The following is a 17,313-nucleotide window of genomic DNA, read 5'->3' as shown; positions in this document are numbered from 1 at the left end:
AGAGAACAACTTCGAACAGACGCGAAGGAATCGTTTCGGATCCGGTTTTCAAGGTGCAAACCTTGTCTCGTAGTTAAGTCTCTTAACTACACAGCGAAATATTTGCATTCGAGCGACTTTTGGATGCCCTAACCGAGGATGTTTCATCCGAAGGGTGGCACCAAGTTCGAGCGAGAAGGCAAATATGGAGCGCCCATGGTTTGGTGGTGATGGCAGAGGGGTTCCACACGTTCCCATCTCGAACACGACCGTTAAGCCCTCTAACGCCGATGGTACTTGGACCGCAGGGTCCCGGGAGAGTAGGAAGCTGCCAAGCCAAAAGAAAAAGCCTTACCTGTTATCACACAGGCAAGGCTTTTTTGTTGTTTGTCTGTCGATACTTCTCCACAAACCTTCCACAATTCAGTTTTTTTCGTGTTACGCCGAAGAAAGTTATTCAAAATAATCAAGGGTTGCTAACAAGTTTTCCACAAAAATCGCTTTGTAGCGAAGTTATCCACCGACCTTTTTCTATTCTGTTTCTTTTTTTCTGATCATTCTTCGGTTTTCTGCTGTTTCCCTGCCTTTTACTCACAGCTTATGAACATTCCGTTTGAAGTTACCGGATTGCGTTTTATATACACTGTAAAAAATAGAGAAGAAGAGTGGAGGAGACGTATGCAGAAAAACGGGTTGAAAAAGAGGCCGAGACGTTGGTTGCCGGCTTTGCTTTTAGGGACGGTCGGACTTCTTGCGTGGCAGCCAGCCGAATTGTATCCGGAAGCGTGGAAGACGTTTTATGGCGGAGGAAAAGCTTTTGCGGCGACGGTTTCAAGCTCCAAACCGGCTAATTCCATTTCGGTTACGGCCTATGGAGCAGTCGGTAACGGAAAAACGGATTCCCTGGCTGCTTTCGATAAAGCGATTAAAGCAGCGAGAAATCAGGGAAAAACGTTGTATGTTCCTTCGGGCAATTTTCTACTAAGCGGTGTTTTGAATGTAACGGGCGTTCGAATCGTAGGGGCTGGAGCGGAAAAATCAGTACTGACGTCGACGAATCCTTCAAGCGGTTCAATCAATCTCAAAGGGAAAAGCCCCGCGCTGCAAAATTTGACGCATGTATATGCCAATACGGGCAAGCGCGACGGTGCTGATGCCAAAAACAGCGTTACCGTATTGGGAGCTTCCGATTTTTCGATCCGCAACGTGCGTATCGTGGGAGCGGGCACAGCAGGCATTCTGGTACGTGACGGAGCGGTGGACGGAACCATTTCCGGAAACGTAATCAAAAATACGAAAGCCGACGGGATTCATTTGACGAACGGAAGCAAACGCATCACGATCGAAAACAATACGGTTAAACAGACGGGGGACGACGCTATCGCAGTGGTAAGTTACCTTAAAGATTCCGAACTCACCAGCGATATCGTGATCCGCGGCAACAAAGTCGGCTACTCGTCCAAAGCGCGCGGCATTTCTGTGGTTGGCGGCAGCGACGTGACGATCGAAAAGAATCAGATCAACAATACCGAAATGGCCGGGATTTATATCGCGGTCGAAAAGCATTGGAATACCGGGAACGTCAAAAGCGTCACGGTCAGCAGCAATACGATCGTCAAAACCGGTACCCGGCCGACAGACGATCATCCGAACATACTGGTGTTTGCCGATCAAGGCAGTATCGACGACGTTCGTTTTACTCGCAATATGATTTCCGACTCCGCGAATGCGGGTATCGGCGTATGGGGAGACGGACAGATCGGCAATATTTACTTTACCGCCAACCAGGTCAAAAACCCGGGAGCGGCGTCTACGACGTTTAAAAAAGGAGAAATCCATACCGAAGGGAATATCGGATTTTGACGAATAAGCAGGCTGTGGGAGACCGCGGCCTTTTTTATTTCGATTCTTAGAGCAAAGCTTGGCAATTAAAAAAAGTATGCTATAATAGTTAAAAAGTCAAAGAAAGTCAAAGTCAACAGGTTTACCATTATTATATTACCCTGCGACGCGCCGCGAACGGACAGTGCCTCGAAACAACCAGACGTTTCTTCCTTTTTGCGGAAGGGTTATTTTAAGAGTAGGCTCCACATAGGGATAGCAAACGGGCGGCGGCTCAGGCAGATCGTGGAGGGTGAATCGATGCGTAATATTTCCGATATCATCGAGCATTATTTAAAGACCGTTTTACAGGAAAGCCAGGGTGGCATGATCGAGATTCAACGCAACGACCTGGCTGACCGATTTTCTTGCGTACCGTCTCAGATCAATTATGTCATCAGCACGCGTTTTACATTGGAAAAAGGGTATTTGGTCGAGAGTAAACGAGGCGGCGGCGGGTATATCCGGATTCAGCGAATCCAGCTTCCGGCGCATTCCGAGCTTCATGCCCACGTGCATGAAACGATTGGCAGCGAAATGACCCAATCCGCGGCGGAAGGGCTGATTTACCGGCTGAAGGAAGCCGATCTGATCACGAGCCGCGAAGCCGCATTGATGCGATCGGCGATCATACGCGATACGTTGATGCTCAAGTTGCCTTATCGGGACGAAATGCGTGCGCGAATCATGAAGGCGATGCTGATTGCGCTTATGGGGCATTAAAAGACGTTTATTCAGGTAAAGGAGGTGGGGCGAGTGCTGTGTCAGGAATGTCAGCAGCGGCCCGCAACCCTGCATTTTACGAAGATCATTAATGGCGAGAAAAACGAGTTCCATATTTGCGAGCAATGCGCGAGAGAAAAAGGCGAGATGATTCCGGGAACGTCAGGCGGCTTTTCGATCCATAACCTGCTTTCGGGATTTTTGGATTTCGATATGGCAGGCAAAACGCATACCGGAGGAACGCCTCAAGCTCAGCAGCTTCATTGTGAGGAATGCGGAATGACGTATGCTCAGTTTCGTAAGATTGGGCGTTTTGGGTGCAGCTCCTGTTATAAATATTTCGATGACAAGATTGATCCGCTGCTCAAACGCGTGCATGGCGGTACGGTGCATGTCGGTAAAGTACCGAAGCGCGGTGGCGCCGATCTTCAGTTTCAGCGTGAGATTGATGCGCTTAAGCAGGAGCTGCAAGAGCGCATTGAAAAGCAGGAATTCGAAACGGCCGCACAGCTTAGAGATCGCATTCGCGACCTTGAGTTGCAGCGTTCGCAGCGGTAAGGAGGCCGATCCATGTCTGAATTTGCGTTTACGGAACATGCACTGAGCACCTGGATGCGGGGAGAAGGACAGGACTCCGATATCGTGATTAGCAGTCGGGTTCGAATCGCGCGCAATCTTCGATCCCTGCCTTTTCCTCTAGTGGCAAGCGAGGAGCAGGCGGGCCAGGTACGAGAGCTCGTCATTGAAGCGGCGGAGCAGGCAAAAGAAGATTTAGGTCCGATGCAGTCTGTGCCGCTTGACGAGTTAAGTGAGATTGATCGCCAAGTATTGGTCGAAAAGCGACTGGTGAGTCCTATGCTGGCCAACGAGTCGCAGGAAGCGGCCGTCGTGCTAAGCGAGGATGAGTCGCTAAGTATCATGGTGAACGAAGAAGATCATATCCGTATCCAATGCCTGTATCCGGGTTTTCAGGTCAGACAGGCTTGGGAACGGGCGACAGCGGTGGACGATTCGCTGGAAGCGTATATCGATTACGCCTTTGACGATCGCCGCGGCTATCTGACCAGTTGTCCGACCAATGTCGGTACAGGTCTGAGAGCTTCCGTAATGATTCATATGCCGGCGCTGGTCATGACTCATCAGATTGGTCGTATTTTGAGTGCGGTCTCTCAGGTAGGGCTTACCGTTCGCGGCATTTACGGAGAAGGCAGCGAAGCCCAGGGAAATCTGTTCCAAATCTCGAATCAGATTACGTTGGGACAGAGCGAAAAAGAGATCGTCGATAATCTGGAAGGAATTGTGGTGCAGATTATCGAATATGAACGTCAGGCGCGCAGTCGGCTTGTCGGAGAATCGAAGATTCGTCTATATGACCGGGTTATGCGTTCTTACGGCATTCTGACCCATGCGGCGATTATCGACGGCAAAGAAGCCGCGCAGCGGTTGTCCGACGTTCGTTTGGGTGTTGATCTTGGCTGGATTGACGGGCTTCCGACGACGCTACTTAACGAGCTCACCATTTTGACACAGCCGCATTTCCTTCAGAAAACGTTCGGTGCTACAATGAACACATCGGAGAAGGATATGTACCGGGCGCAATTGATCCGGGACAGACTGGTTAAAAGTAAAGAATAACTATGTTTTACCTGATGATTTTTCACTACTTTTTGGAGGTGCTTTGCATATGATGTTTGGCAGATTTACGGAACGCGCGCAAAAAGTTCTGGCTCTCGCCCAGGAAGAAGCAGTGAGACTCGGACATAACAACATCGGTACGGAACATATTCTGCTCGGTCTGATTCGCGAAGGCGAAGGCATCGCAGCCAAGGCACTGATCGGACTGGGACTTGGTCTGGAACAAATCCAGAACGAAGTCGAGACGCTGATTGGCCGCGGCCAAGAGCAGCCGACGAACATCGCTTATACTCCTCGCGCGAAAAAGGTTATCGAATTGTCGATGGACGAAGCGCGCAAGCTTGGCCATACTTACGTCGGCACCGAGCATATTCTGCTTGGTCTGATCCGCGAAGGCGAAGGCGTAGCCGCACGCGTGCTGAATAACCTGGGGATCAGTCTGAACAAAGCGCGCCAACAGGTTCTGCAACTGCTCGGCAGCAGCGAAGCGGTATCCAGCCATCACGGTACGCCGGCTAACGTTAGCACGCCTACGCTGGATAGCCTGGCACGCGATCTGACGGCCTATGCCAAAGACGGCAACATCGACCCGGTTATCGGCCGCAGCAAAGAAATTGAGCGCGTTATTCAGGTGCTCAGCCGCCGGACGAAAAACAATCCGGTGCTGATCGGCGAACCGGGTGTCGGTAAAACGGCGATCGCCGAAGGTCTGGCACAAAAGATCGTCAACAACGAAATTCCGGAAACGCTGCGCGAAAAACGCGTCATGACGCTCGATATGGGTTCTGTCGTGGCAGGTACCAAGTACCGCGGCGAATTCGAAGACCGTCTCAAGAAAATCATGGACGAAATTCGCCAAGCGGGCAACGTGATCCTGTTTATCGATGAGCTGCATACCCTGATCGGCGCGGGCGGGGCGGAAGGCGCGATCGATGCTTCCAACATCCTCAAACCTTCCCTGGCACGCGGAGAACTGCAATGTATCGGGGCAACGACGCTGGACGAGTACCGCAAATATATCGAAAAAGACGCCGCGCTGGAACGCCGTTTCCAACCGATCACCGTCGATCAGCCTTCGGTCGAAGAAGCGATCCAAATCCTGCACGGCCTGCGCGACCGTTACGAAGCGCATCACCGCGTGAAAATCACCGACGAAGCGATCGAACAAGCGGTTAAACTGTCGGATCGTTACATCACCGACCGCTTCCTGCCGGACAAGGCAATCGACCTGATCGACGAAGCGGGTTCCAAAGTGAGATTGAACTCCTATACGGTACCGCCGAACCTCAAACAGCTGGAGAATCGTCTGGACGATATCCGTAAGGAAAAAGATTCGGCCGTTCAAAGCCAGGAGTTCGAAAAAGCGGCCGCGCTGCGCGATACCGAGCAGAAAATCCGCGAAGAATTGGAAACGACCCGGAATCAATGGAAAGAAAAACAGGGACGTACCGATTCCGAAGTGACGCCTGAAGATATTGCGGACGTTGTGGGCAGCTGGACCGGGATTCCGGTCAACAAACTTAAGGAAGAAGAAACAGACCGTCTCCTTAACATGGAAAGCCTGCTGCATGACCGGGTTATCGGTCAGGACGAAGCCGTCGTCGCGGTCAGCCGCGCGATCCGTCGTGCCCGTGCGGGACTGAAAGATCCGAAGCGTCCGATGGGTTCCTTCATCTTCCTCGGTCCTACCGGGGTCGGTAAAACCGAGTTGGCTCGCGCCTTGGCGGAGTCGATGTTCGGCGACGAGAACGCGGTTATCCGCATCGATATGTCCGAGTATATGGAGAAACATTCGACTTCCCGTCTGGTCGGAGCGCCTCCCGGATACGTCGGATACGAAGAAGGCGGTCAATTGACCGAAAAGGTACGCCGCAAACCGTATTCCGTCGTGCTGCTGGACGAGATTGAAAAAGCGCACCCGGAAGTATTCAATATCCTGCTTCAAGTGCTGGAAGACGGACGCCTGACCGATTCCAAAGGCCGCGTGGTCGATTTCCGCAACACGCTGATCATTCTGACGTCGAACGTCGGCGCGGATGCGATCCGTCGCAACTCGACGCTTGGCTTCACGGCTGCGGCTGACAGCGGAGCGGAATACAAGAGCATGAAGAGCAAAGTCATGGATGAGCTTAAGAAAAGCTTCCGTCCGGAGTTCCTGAACCGGATCGACGAAACGATCGTGTTCCATTCGCTCGAAGAGAAGCATATCGCCGAGATCGTGACGTTGATGTCGGAAGAGCTGCGCAAGCGTCTGAACGAGTATGGCGTGAACTTCAAGCTGACAGACGAAGCGAAGACCTTCCTGGCAAAAGAAGGCTACGATCCGGCTTACGGCGCGCGTCCGCTGCGCCGCGCGATCCAGAAGCATATCGAGGACCGTTTGTCCGAAGAGTTGCTGACCGGACGCGTAGCCAAAGGCGACTTCCTGTTGATCGACGAAAAAGACGGCGCGCTGTCCGTTGAGAAATCGGAAGAAGAAACACCGGCTGTAGCGATCGAAAAATCGGAGAAATAATTAGGCGGCTTTTGCAGAAGCACCGCCTTGCACAATCAGGCCCGGGCCGGGCGAAGCTTCGCGCTCATCCGGTCTGCCGGCCGCATCAAATCCGAACCGCGGAATTTACTTTCCGCAGTCCGGATTTTTTTGCTTGACAGACGTCTAGGGCGTGCACGCCCTAGACAGGGGGTTGGACCCTTACTTTTATAGCCGATAAATGATAAACTTTTTAGGAAGAGCTTTCCGTATGCCGGAGGCGAGAGAGGAGATCCATGGCCAAAACAAAAACGAAGTTTTTTTGCACCGATTGCGGCTACGAGTCGCCCAAGTGGTACGGAAAATGCCCGGGCTGCCAATCCTGGAACTCGATGGTGGAGGAGACGGTCAGCAGCGTGAAAACGCAAGGCATGACCGGAATGAACGCTTCTTTGTTTCAGGGAACGCAAAAGCCGATGTCCATCGTCGATATCGAAAGTGGGCAAGAGCCGCGCGTGGATACGAAGATCGGAGAACTGAACCGAGTGCTTGGCGGAGGCGTAGTGCCGGGTTCGCTTATTCTGGTCGGTGGAGACCCCGGGATCGGGAAATCCACATTGCTGCTTCAGGCTTCGCATTCTTTAGCAGCCTCGGGCCTCAAGGTTTTATATATTTCGGGGGAAGAGTCGGTCAAGCAGACGAAGCTTCGGGCTGAGCGGCTTGGTGCGTTGTCCGATCAATTGTATGTGCTTTGCGAGAGCAATATGGAACAGATCGAACAGTCGATCGAGCAAATCGCGCCCGACTTTCTCGTCATCGACTCGATCCAGACGGTGTATCAGCCGGACGTTACGAGTGCGCCGGGCAGCGTGTCGCAGGTGCGCGAATGTACGGCCCGTTTTATGCGGCTTGCCAAAAACGGCGGAATCGCCATCGTATTGGTAGGTCACGTGACCAAAGAAGGCGCAATCGCCGGGCCTCGCATGCTGGAGCATATGGTGGACTGCGTGCTGTACTTCGAAGGCGAGCGGCATCATACGTACCGGATCTTGCGCGCGGTGAAAAATCGGTTCGGCTCGACGAACGAGATGGGGATCTTCGAAATGCGCGAACATGGTCTGGACGAAGTGACGAACCCTTCGGAATTGTTTTTGTCCGAGCGGGCGATGGGCGTATCCGGTACGACCGTCGTGGCCAGTATGGAAGGAACAAGACCGGTATTGGTCGAGATTCAAGCACTTGTGGCGACCACGCATTTCCCTTCGCCTCGGCGAATGGGAACCGGCATCGATTATAATCGCTTAAACTTGATTATTGCGGTGTTGGAAAAACGGATGGGGTTATACATGCAGACGCAGGATGCTTACGTCAATGTCGCCGGGGGCGTTCGGCTGGACGAACCGGCTGTCGATTTGGCCGTGGCCGTCAGCATTGCGTCGAGCGTACAGGATAAACCAACGCGTCCTTACGATGCGGTGTTCGGAGAAATCGGTCTGACAGGTGAAGTGCGTGCCGTGGCCCGAGCCGAACAACGCGTAAAAGAAGCGTTGAAATTGGGTTTTAAACGGGTAATTTTACCTCAGAAAAGCTTAAAGGGATGGAAGCATCCCGAAGGCATACAACTAATCGGGGTCGAGACCGTTTCGCAAGCGCTTAAAGCAGCGCTGGAGTAAGGTGTTGTCCATCGGCCAACGCAAGGGGAGGCAGCCAATGAAAGAATCGGAATCTGTAAAAATGAACGAATTGCTCAAGCTCGTCGCACCGGGAGCACCTTTCCGCGACGGGCTTGAGAATGTGCTTCGGGCGAAGACCGGCGCTTTGCTGGTCGTTGGGTACAGCCCGGAAGTGATGGAGGTTGTCGATGGGGGATTCTCCATCAACTGCGACTTTTCGCCGAACTATCTGTACGAGCTTGCCAAAATGGACGGGGCGATCATCCTCAGCGAGGATCTCAAGCGTATTCTGTATGCCAATACCCAACTGATCCCCGATTCCGCGATTTCTTCGTCGGAAACAGGCATTCGTCACCGTACGGCGGAACGGGTCGCCAAACAAACCGGCAAGCTGGTCGTATCCATTTCGCAGCGCAGGAATATCATTACGCTGTATTTGGGCAATCTGCGTTATACGCTCAAGGAAATCGGCGTGATCCTGACCAAAGCGAACCAGGCGATTCAAACGTTGGAACGCTACAAGGTCGTGCTGACGCAAGCGCTGACCAACCTGACCGCGTCCGAGTTCGAAGAGCTGGTCACGCTGGCCGAAGTCGTCGGCGTCATCCGCCGCGTGGAGATGGTGCTGCGCATCAAAACGGAAATTCAGCGCTACGTCAGCGAACTTGGCAACGAGGGACGGCTGATCTCCATGCAAATGGAAGAGCTGGTCGGCAACACCGAACGCGAAGTCATGCTGTTGATCAAAGATTATATCGCGCAAACCGACGACGATAAAGCTAAAGACGTGCTGACGGCGCTTCGCCGCTCCACGGACGACGAACTGCTTGATACCGCCCATATCGTGCGCCTGCTAGGTTATCCTTCTTCCGTGTCCGTTACGGACGAGATGCTGACGCCGCGCGGCTATCGCGTGCTGAGCAAAATCCCTCGTTTGCCGAACGTGATCGTCAACAATCTGACCGAGCATTTCGGCCAATTGGGCCAGGTCGTGCGCGCCGAACTGGAACAGCTCGACGAAGTCGACGGCATCGGCGGCGCCCGCGCCCGCACGATCAAAGAAGGCCTGCGCCGACTACAGGACCAGGTGTTTATCGAACGGCAGGTGTGATTGGTTTGCTGTACCTAGGCGCTACGTGAACTCGTTTTTCGCTTCACTTGTTTTGATTTCCGTGTTCGAGGAGAAGATTCGGGGGAGGAAATCAAAGCCAAAAGTCGCTCAAAACGAGTTCACTCCGCTGGTAGGGGTGGTGGAATACTGTTCGATTTATTATTTTTAGGTTTTAAAAGGCGAAGCGCGAACTTATCGGTTTGCGTTAGGTCGCTTGGTGCCGACTATGAAGCTCCCGCGTTCCGCGAGGAGCTTTTGGTTTGCTTGGAGTTTGTACGGAGTATAAGAGTGAACATCGCTTTCAATCGGTTTGAAATTGTTGTTCTGTTCTGAGATGGGCGAACCATAAGAGAATCCCTTACTTGACGCCATAAAAGCGAAACGGAACCGAAGCCTCCGTTTCTTCTTTTTCTTAATAAAGATAAGGAAGAAAGACCCCGCAGGCGTCTTCAAATTCCCCGCCTTAGCAAAGCGCCAGGCGCAGGGGGAATTCAGTGTAGGTGAAGACTTTCGGAGAAAGTCACTTCGGAAGCATACGCTGAAGTGTTCGCCTTTGAAATTGGGAAAAACCCTTATTAAAATCCAATCAGACTTTCCCAATTTCAACACGCGACCGAAACGAATTCCCCCGTAGCCGTCAGGCTTCGCGATCGCACAGGACTTTGAAGACGACTTCGGCGTCTTGTAGTATAATAAAGGGACGCGGAAACAGCGAAACGGACATAAAGGCGGGGCTGGAAGTCATGGAACGGAATTTGAGCGTCATCGTGGTCGCGGCCGGGCGAGGTTCGCGCATGGGGACGAAAGAAAGCAAACAGTTTCTCGAACTGGACGGACAACCGCTGTTCCTGCGGGCGATCGACACGTTTGGGCGATTTGGCGCGACTGCGGAGATTATCGTCGTTACCGGAGCAGCGGACGTCGAGCGTTGCGAGCGATACATCCAAGAAGCGGAATGTCCGCTCGTCAAAACGGTCGTTGCGGGCGGAGCCGAGCGTCAGCACTCCGTTTACGAAGGGTTGAAGCAGGTGTCTTCGCCGTGGGTCATGGTGCATGACGGCGTGCGTCCTTTTATAAGGGAAGAAGATATCGGCGCTTGTTACGAGGAAATGCAACGCAGCGGTGCGGCAGTGCTTGCCGTTCCGGTTAAAGATACGATTAAGATCGTTAACGATACCACGATTGTCGATACGCCGGACCGCAGCACGCTGTGGGCGATTCAGACTCCTCAAGGTTTTCGGACGGAGGAATTGCTGCGCGCCCACGAGCAAGCCCTATCCGAAGGGGTTTTGGGAACGGACGATTCCATGCTGGCGGAGCGGCTGGGTATCGCGGTAAGCGTGGCTCAGGGCGACTATACCAATATCAAAATTACGACACCCGAAGATCTGGACTATGCGGAATTTTTGCTTCGGGCCGTGCGGAGGGAGAAGGAAGCATGATAAGAATAGGACAAGGATTTGACGTGCACCAGCTGGTGGAGGGCAGGCCCTGCATCATCGGCGGCGTGACCATTCCCTATGAAAAAGGATTGCTGGGACACTCCGACGCCGACGTGCTACTGCATACGATCAGCGACGCGATCCTCGGCGCATTGGCACTTGGCGATATCGGTCGTCATTTTCCGGATACCGATGAGGCTTTCAAAGACGCCGACAGCCTGAAGCTGCTGGAGGACGTCTGGAAAATGGCTCAAGAACGGGGTTACGCATTGGGCAATCTGGATGCGACGATCATTGCGCAGAAGCCGAAGATGGCACCGTATATCCCGCAAATGGTCACCGTGATCGCAGGGGCCTTGGGCGCCGAAGAATCCCGGATCAACGTAAAAGCGACAACAACCGAATGGCTCGGTTTTACCGGACGCGGCGAAGGAATCGCCTCGCAAGCCGTTGTCTGTCTGACGAAGGGTATGCTATCTTTGTAAAAGAGTTTTTAGAAACGATACGGGAGGAACACAATCATGACACAGGAAGTACGCGTACGTTATGCACCGAGCCCCACAGGGCATCTGCATATCGGCAATGCCAGAACGGCACTTTTCAACTATTTGTTCGCACGCAACCAAGGCGGTAAATTCATCGTCCGCATCGAAGACACCGACGTGAAGCGCAACGTGGCCGGCGGCGAAGAAAGCCAATTGAAATACATGAAATGGCTGGGCATCGAGTGGGATGAAAGTATCGATGTAGGCGGAGAATATGGACCTTACCGTCAAACCGAGCGTCTGGATATCTATAAAACGTATTGGCAGGAGCTGCTCGACAAAGGGCTGGCTTATCTGTGTTACTGTACAGAAGACGAATTGGAAAAAGAACGCGAAGAGCAGATGGCCGCAGGCCAAACACCGCGCTATTCCGGCAAGCACCGCAACCTGACGCAAGAGCAGCGCGAAGCTTTTGCCGCCGAAGGCCGCGTGCCGAGCGTTCGTTTCCGCGTGCCGGAGAACAAAACGTACACCTTCGACGATATGGTCAAAGGCGAGATCTCCTTTACCACGGAAGACACGGGCGATTTCGTCATCGTGAAGCGCGACGGCATTCCGACGTACAACTTTGCGGTCGTGCTCGACGACCATCTGATGAAAATCAGCCACGTGCTGCGCGGGGAAGACCATATCTCCAACACGCCGCGCCAGCTGATGATTTATGAAGCGCTGGGCTTCGAACCGCCGCGGTTTGGTCATATGACGCTGATCGTAGGCGACGACCACAAAAAGCTCAGCAAGCGCAACGAGTCGATCATTCAGTTTATCGCGCAATACGAAGAACTCGGCTATTTGCCGGAAGCCATGTTCAACTTTATCGCGCTGCTCGGCTGGTCGCCGGAAGGCGAAGAAGAAATCTTCAGCCGCGAAGAACTGATCTCCATTTTCAATGCGAACCGTTTGTCGAAAAGCCCTGCCGTGTTCGATCCGAACAAACTGGCGCATATCGACAACCATTACATCAAAAATGCAGATGCAAGGCGTGTCGCCGATCTGGCTATCCCGCATCTGCAAAAAGCGGGCCTGTTGCCGGCGACGTTGGATGCGGCGCAGCAGGATTGGGCGGAGCGCCTTGTGGCGCTGTATCAGGAGCAGATGAATGCGGCTTCCGATATCGTGAGCCTGTCCGAGATGTTCTTCCGTCAAGACATCGAATTCGGTGACGAAGAACGCGAAGTGCTGGCCGATGAAAAAGCACCGGTAGCGCTTGGCGCGTTCCTGGCGAAGATCGAAGCTTCCGACGAGTTCTCCCCGGAACGCATGGCCGCGCTGATCAAGGAAGTCCAGAAAGAGAACGGAATCAAAGGCAAGCAGCTGTTTATGCCGATCCGCGTTGCGTTAACCGGACAGATGCACGGGCGCGACTTGAACCAGACCATCTACCTGCTTGGAAAAGAGACGGTTATCGCGCGCTTGAAAGCTCAAACGGCTTAAATCTGCTTCGAACGATTGCCGAATTCGATTTCTTTGCGGATTCGCCGGACCGTTTGTTCGATACTGCATCCTTCCTTGATTAACAGGCTTACAAACGATTGTCAGACCGCAGCGATTCGTTTATAATGGCTAAACAAGATCTATCCTATACCGTCATTAATCGAATATTTCTATAGCGAAGAACAGGAGAAGTACGTCGTACGCCACATCCCCAGAGAGGACGGCCAAACGCCAACAGCCTATGCAGGCTTAAGCGTGGAGCTGGAAGTCGTCCGGAGAGGCAGACGGAAATGCGCCTGGGAGCTGCGGATTCGAACTCGCGGGTATGCCATCCGTGAGCTAGAGTTCGCCGAGTCGTCCCCGTTACGGATTTGAAGAAGATGGATGTCCCGCAATGGAGATCCAAACAGAGTGGAACCGCGGTCTAACGCCTCTGTAGCATAATCATGCTACAGAGGCGTTTTTATTTTGGGGCAATGGAAGCGAGGAAGCGGAATGTTCAAATCGATGAAGTCCGATATCCGTGCGGTATTCGACAACGATCCAGCAGCAAGAAGCATGTTTGAAGTCATATTCACCTATTCGGGATTGCATGCGATTTGGGCTCACCGGGTGGCGCATAAGCTGTACAAATGGCGACGCTTCACGCTTGCCAGAATGGTGTCGCAGATCGGGCGCTTTTTTACCGGGATTGAGATTCATCCGGGCGCGACGATTGGAAACCGATTGTTCATTGACCATGGGATGGGTGTCGTGATTGGAGAGACGTGCGAGATCGGAGACGATGTTGTCGTCTATCAGGGCGTCACGCTCGGCGGCACGGGTAAAGAAAAAGGAAAGCGGCATCCGACGATCGGCAACAACGTGGTCATCGGCTCGGGGGCGAAAGTGCTCGGTTCCATTACGATAGGGGATCAGAGCAATATCGGTTCCAACTCTGTCGTGCTCAAGGAAGTGCCGCCCAACAGCACCGTTGTCGGCATTCCGGGGCAGATCGTCAGGCAGCACGGACGCAAAGTCGATCGGCTTAGTCACCAGATGCCCGATCCTTCGCATGACGCGATCTGTGAGCTGAGGCGCCAGATCGGCGAGCTTCAACGCGAGCTGGAGACGGTGCGTCGGGAGGCTTATGGAGAACCGAAGCGGGCCGCAGGCAATGGAGATAAATCTTAGAAGTAGAACGCTTGAGAACGAGAGAGGAACGTGGAAAAATGACGCTGCAAATTTACAATACAATGACAAGGGAAAAAGAAAAGTTCGTGCCGGTGAATCCGGACAAAGTGAATATGTACGTGTGCGGCCCGACCGTATACGACTATATTCATATCGGCAACGCGCGTCCGGTTATCTTTTTCGACGTGGTAAGAGCTTATCTGGAAGACCGGGGTTACGAAGTGAATTATGTCGTAAACTTCACCGATGTCGACGACAAGCTGATCCGCAAAGCGGAAGCCATGAACACGACCGTGCCTGAAGTGGCGGAAAAGTTCATTGCGGCTTATTACGAAGATCTGGAAGGGCTCGGCGTGCAAAAAGCAACCTTGAACCCGCGTGTCACCGAGAACATGGACGACATTATCGCTTTTATCGGAGAACTGGTAGAGACAGGTCATGCGTACCCAAGCGGCGGCGACGTGTATTTCCGCACTTCCAGCTTTGAAGAGTATGGCAAACTGTCGCGTCAAAATCTGGAGCAGCTTCAATTCGGCATCCGGATCGAAGTCGACGCGCGCAAAGAAAACCAGGAAGACTTCGTACTCTGGAAAGGCGCGAAGCCGGGCGAGATTTCTTGGGAAAGCCCTTGGGGAGCGGGACGTCCGGGCTGGCATATCGAATGCTCCGCGATGGCGCGGCGTTACCTGGGCGATACGCTCGATATTCACGGCGGCGGACAAGATTTGCAGTTTCCTCACCATGAGTGCGAGATTGCCCAATCCGAATGCGTGACGGGCCACGCGCTGTCCAACTATTGGATGCACAACGGCTACGTCAACATCGATAACGAGAAAATGTCCAAGTCGCTCGGCAACGGCATCACGGTGCAGGATTTGCGCGGACGTTACAAAAAAGAAGCGTTGCGTTATTTCGTCCTGTCGACGCATTATCGCAACCCGCTCAACTTCAGCGCGGACAACATGCAGCAGGCGCTCAACAGCGTGGAACGGGTCGAAAACGCCGTAGGTGCGATTCATCACCGTCTTGGGGCTGCAACCGTCGGGACCGGCGAAGCGAGTGAAGCGCTGAGCGGTAAGCTGGACGCTGTGCTGAATGATTTTTACTCGAAAATGGATGACGACTTCAATACGCCGGATGCCGTGACCGCCATTTTCGAATGGGTAAACGAAGCGAACCGCGTATTGCGCGAAGAAGTGGTGTTCAAAGCCGATCTGGAAGCTCTGCTCGACGCTTTCCGCAAAATGAATGCCGTGCTTCGTATCGCATCCGAGCCGGGTTCGGAACTGCTCGACGAAGAAGTCGAAGACCTGATCGCTGAACGCGCCGAAGCTCGCAAAACGAAAAATTGGAGCCGCTCCGACGAAATCCGCGACCTGTTGGCTGAACGCGGCATCGTGCTGGAAGATACACCGCAGGGCATGAGATGGCGGAGAAGATAAAATGACTGAACACGAGAACGAAAAAACAGCTTTCCCAAACGGGCTTCTGTTCGATTATCCGCCGTCCAAGCCGCCGGGTCTGCTTCCGCCTCTGGTGCTTGCGTATATCGGCGATGCTGTGTTCGAGGTGGCGGTTCGTCAGTACCTGATCGGCCACAGCAACCTGAGACCGCACCATCTGCATCGTGAAGCGACGAAGTTCGTTTCCGCAGGCGCGCAGGCCCGGATGCTGTTCCGCGTAGAGTCTTTGCTGACCGAGGAAGAAGCGGATATGGTCCGCCGAGGCCGCAACGCCAAATCGGGTTCCGTGCCCAAAAATGCCGACGTACTCGAATATCGGCATGCAACGGGACTGGAGTGCCTGGCCGGTTATCTCTATTACAGCGGCCGCGTCGGACGTCTGGAAGAATTGATTCGCAAAGGGCTTGAGCTTGACGGGAACCCACAACCGGATCAGGAATAAACGATAAATTTGAAAGGCGATGGTCAACAACCACATCGTCGGCAGAAGGGAACGAAGAGCATGGAAGAAGAATTGATTGCCGGCAAGCACTCGGTCGCCGAGGCGCTTAGAGCCGGACGCAGCATCAACAAGATTTGGATCGCGGAGGGCACGCAGCAAAAGCAAATGCAACCGATCCTGACCGAAGCCAAGAACCGGGGGGTTGTCGTCCAGACTGCGGACAAGCGCAAGCTGGACACGCTCGTGCCCGGGATTCAGCACCAAGGCGTAGTGGCGCAAGCGGCTCCTTATGTCTATGCGGAAGTCGAAGACCTGCTTGCCGCTGCGGCGGCCAAGGACGAAGATCCGTTCCTGATCATTCTGGACGAGATCGAAGACCCGCACAACCTGGGTTCGATTCTGCGTACGGCCGATTGCACGGGCGTGCATGGCGTCATTATTCCGAAGCGCCGTTCGGCGCAGGTGAATGCGACCGTGTCGAAAACGAGTGCGGGCGCCGCGGAGTATGTTCCGGTGGCACGGGTAACGAATCTGGCGCAAACGATGGAGAAATTGAAAGAAGCGGGCGTGTGGATCGCGGGCACGGACGTGCGGGCCGAAGGCGAGATTTACGACACGGACGTGTTCAAAGGACCGCTCGCGCTCGTTATCGGCAATGAAGGCGAAGGCATGGGCCGCCTGGTTCGGGAAAAATGCGACGTGCTGATCAAGCTGCCGATGCAGGGACGGATCAACTCGCTTAATGCTTCCGTGGCCGCAGGCGTGGTCATGTACGAAGTGCTGCGTCAGCGCAGCGGCAGAAAGTAGAGACGCGCTTATGGCCGATTTGCGGGATGTGCTTCTGGTGGACGGCTACAACATGATCGGAGCGTGGCCTGAACTGGCTTCGCTGTCGCAAATCGATATGAACGAGGCGCGCGACCGATTGCTTGAGCGCCTTGCGGACTACCAAGCGTTTACGGGACGCAGGGTCATTGCTGTATTTGATGCTTATCGGATTCCGGGCAAAGGCAAGTCGTTCGAACAAGGGAAGGTCGAAGTCTACTTTACCAAGGAAAAAGAGACGGCGGACGAAGCGGTCGAACGGTTGGCCGCGCAGCTCAAAGGCAAACGGCGGCTGGTCTACGTGGCGACGAGCGACTTCGTGGAGCAGAGCGTCGCGTTTGCGCAAGGCGCGCTCCGGGTTCCCGCGCTGGAACTTCTGGCTGACGTGGAACAAAGCGAGCGCGAGATCGGAAAACGAATCGCCGAACAGGCGCAGCGAGGCAGCCGGAATACGCTAGACGGCAAATTGACGCCGGAGCAGCTTCGATTATTCGAGCGCTGGCGGCGTCAATGA

The 17,313-nt window shown here is 53.7% G+C and carries 15 protein-coding genes and 1 rRNA gene; all 16 read left to right on the top strand.

Annotation, left to right across the window (positions count from 1 at the left end):
* The first annotated feature begins 199 nt into the window (after positions 1–199).
* The 16 genes from rrf (at position 200) to WKI47_RS04095 (ending at position 17,313) form a co-directional block, all read left to right on the top strand.
* Positions 200–316: ribosomal RNA gene (gene rrf / locus WKI47_RS04170) — 5S ribosomal RNA — on the top strand.
* Between the two features lie 341 nt (positions 317–657).
* Positions 658–1,842: a right-handed parallel beta-helix repeat-containing protein gene (locus WKI47_RS04165; protein WP_340225912.1), complete on the top strand. Its 1,185-nt coding sequence runs from the start codon at positions 658–660 to the stop codon at positions 1,840–1,842.
* 279 nt (positions 1,843–2,121) lie between these two features.
* Complete coding sequence (locus WKI47_RS04160; RefSeq protein WP_340225911.1) at positions 2,122–2,583, top strand: CtsR family transcriptional regulator; 462 nt, start codon at positions 2,122–2,124, stop codon at positions 2,581–2,583.
* A 33-nt stretch (positions 2,584–2,616) separates the two neighbouring features.
* Positions 2,617–3,141 (top strand): UvrB/UvrC motif-containing protein, encoded by a 525-nt coding sequence (locus WKI47_RS04155; protein ID WP_340225910.1) that lies wholly within the window; start codon positions 2,617–2,619, stop codon positions 3,139–3,141.
* 12 nt (positions 3,142–3,153) lie between these two features.
* Entirely contained in the window at positions 3,154–4,218 is a 1,065-nt protein-coding gene (locus tag WKI47_RS04150) for a protein arginine kinase (protein WP_340225909.1), read from the top strand.
* 49 nt (positions 4,219–4,267) lie between these two features.
* A complete protein-coding gene (gene clpC / locus WKI47_RS04145) occupies positions 4,268–6,733 on the top strand; it encodes an ATP-dependent protease ATP-binding subunit ClpC (protein WP_340225908.1) in 2,466 nt (821 codons plus the stop codon).
* A 254-nt stretch (positions 6,734–6,987) separates the two neighbouring features.
* The gene (gene radA / locus WKI47_RS04140; RefSeq protein WP_340225907.1) at positions 6,988–8,364 is read left to right on the top strand and encodes a DNA repair protein RadA; all 1,377 of its coding nucleotides are present in this window, start codon (positions 6,988–6,990) and stop codon (positions 8,362–8,364) included.
* A gap of 37 nt (positions 8,365–8,401) precedes the next feature.
* On the top strand, positions 8,402–9,475 hold the full coding sequence (gene disA / locus WKI47_RS04135; protein WP_340225906.1) for a DNA integrity scanning diadenylate cyclase DisA: 1,074 nt from the start codon (positions 8,402–8,404) through the stop codon (positions 9,473–9,475).
* 743 nt (positions 9,476–10,218) lie between these two features.
* Positions 10,219–10,917 (top strand): 2-C-methyl-D-erythritol 4-phosphate cytidylyltransferase, encoded by a 699-nt coding sequence (gene ispD, locus WKI47_RS04130; RefSeq protein ID WP_340225905.1) that lies wholly within the window; start codon positions 10,219–10,221, stop codon positions 10,915–10,917.
* On the top strand, positions 10,914–11,402 hold the full coding sequence (gene ispF / locus WKI47_RS04125; protein ID WP_340225904.1) for a 2-C-methyl-D-erythritol 2,4-cyclodiphosphate synthase: 489 nt from the start codon (positions 10,914–10,916) through the stop codon (positions 11,400–11,402). Before ispD ends, ispF begins: the two co-directional genes overlap by 4 nt.
* Before the next feature lie 36 nt (positions 11,403–11,438).
* Positions 11,439–12,896: a glutamate--tRNA ligase gene (gene gltX, locus WKI47_RS04120; RefSeq protein WP_340225903.1), complete on the top strand. Its 1,458-nt coding sequence runs from the start codon at positions 11,439–11,441 to the stop codon at positions 12,894–12,896.
* Between the two features lie 495 nt (positions 12,897–13,391).
* The gene (gene cysE / locus WKI47_RS04115; RefSeq protein ID WP_340225902.1) at positions 13,392–14,069 is read left to right on the top strand and encodes a serine O-acetyltransferase; all 678 of its coding nucleotides are present in this window, start codon (positions 13,392–13,394) and stop codon (positions 14,067–14,069) included.
* A gap of 38 nt (positions 14,070–14,107) precedes the next feature.
* Positions 14,108–15,511 (top strand): cysteine--tRNA ligase, encoded by a 1,404-nt coding sequence (gene cysS, locus WKI47_RS04110; RefSeq protein ID WP_340225901.1) that lies wholly within the window; start codon positions 14,108–14,110, stop codon positions 15,509–15,511.
* A gap of 1 nt (position 15,512) precedes the next feature.
* Positions 15,513–15,974 (top strand): Mini-ribonuclease 3, encoded by a 462-nt coding sequence (locus tag WKI47_RS04105; protein ID WP_340225900.1) that lies wholly within the window; start codon positions 15,513–15,515, stop codon positions 15,972–15,974.
* 60 nt (positions 15,975–16,034) lie between these two features.
* Complete coding sequence (gene rlmB / locus WKI47_RS04100; protein WP_340225899.1) at positions 16,035–16,781, top strand: 23S rRNA (guanosine(2251)-2'-O)-methyltransferase RlmB; 747 nt, start codon at positions 16,035–16,037, stop codon at positions 16,779–16,781.
* 10 nt (positions 16,782–16,791) lie between these two features.
* The gene (locus tag WKI47_RS04095) at positions 16,792–17,313 is read left to right on the top strand and encodes an NYN domain-containing protein (protein ID WP_340225898.1); all 522 of its coding nucleotides are present in this window, start codon (positions 16,792–16,794) and stop codon (positions 17,311–17,313) included.

The sequence above is a fragment of the Saccharibacillus sacchari genome, from assembly GCF_037722395.1.
GTDB classification, from domain to species: domain Bacteria; phylum Bacillota; class Bacilli; order Paenibacillales; family Paenibacillaceae; genus Saccharibacillus; species Saccharibacillus sacchari_A.
This window is presented reverse-complemented; position numbering and strand designations above follow the sequence as displayed.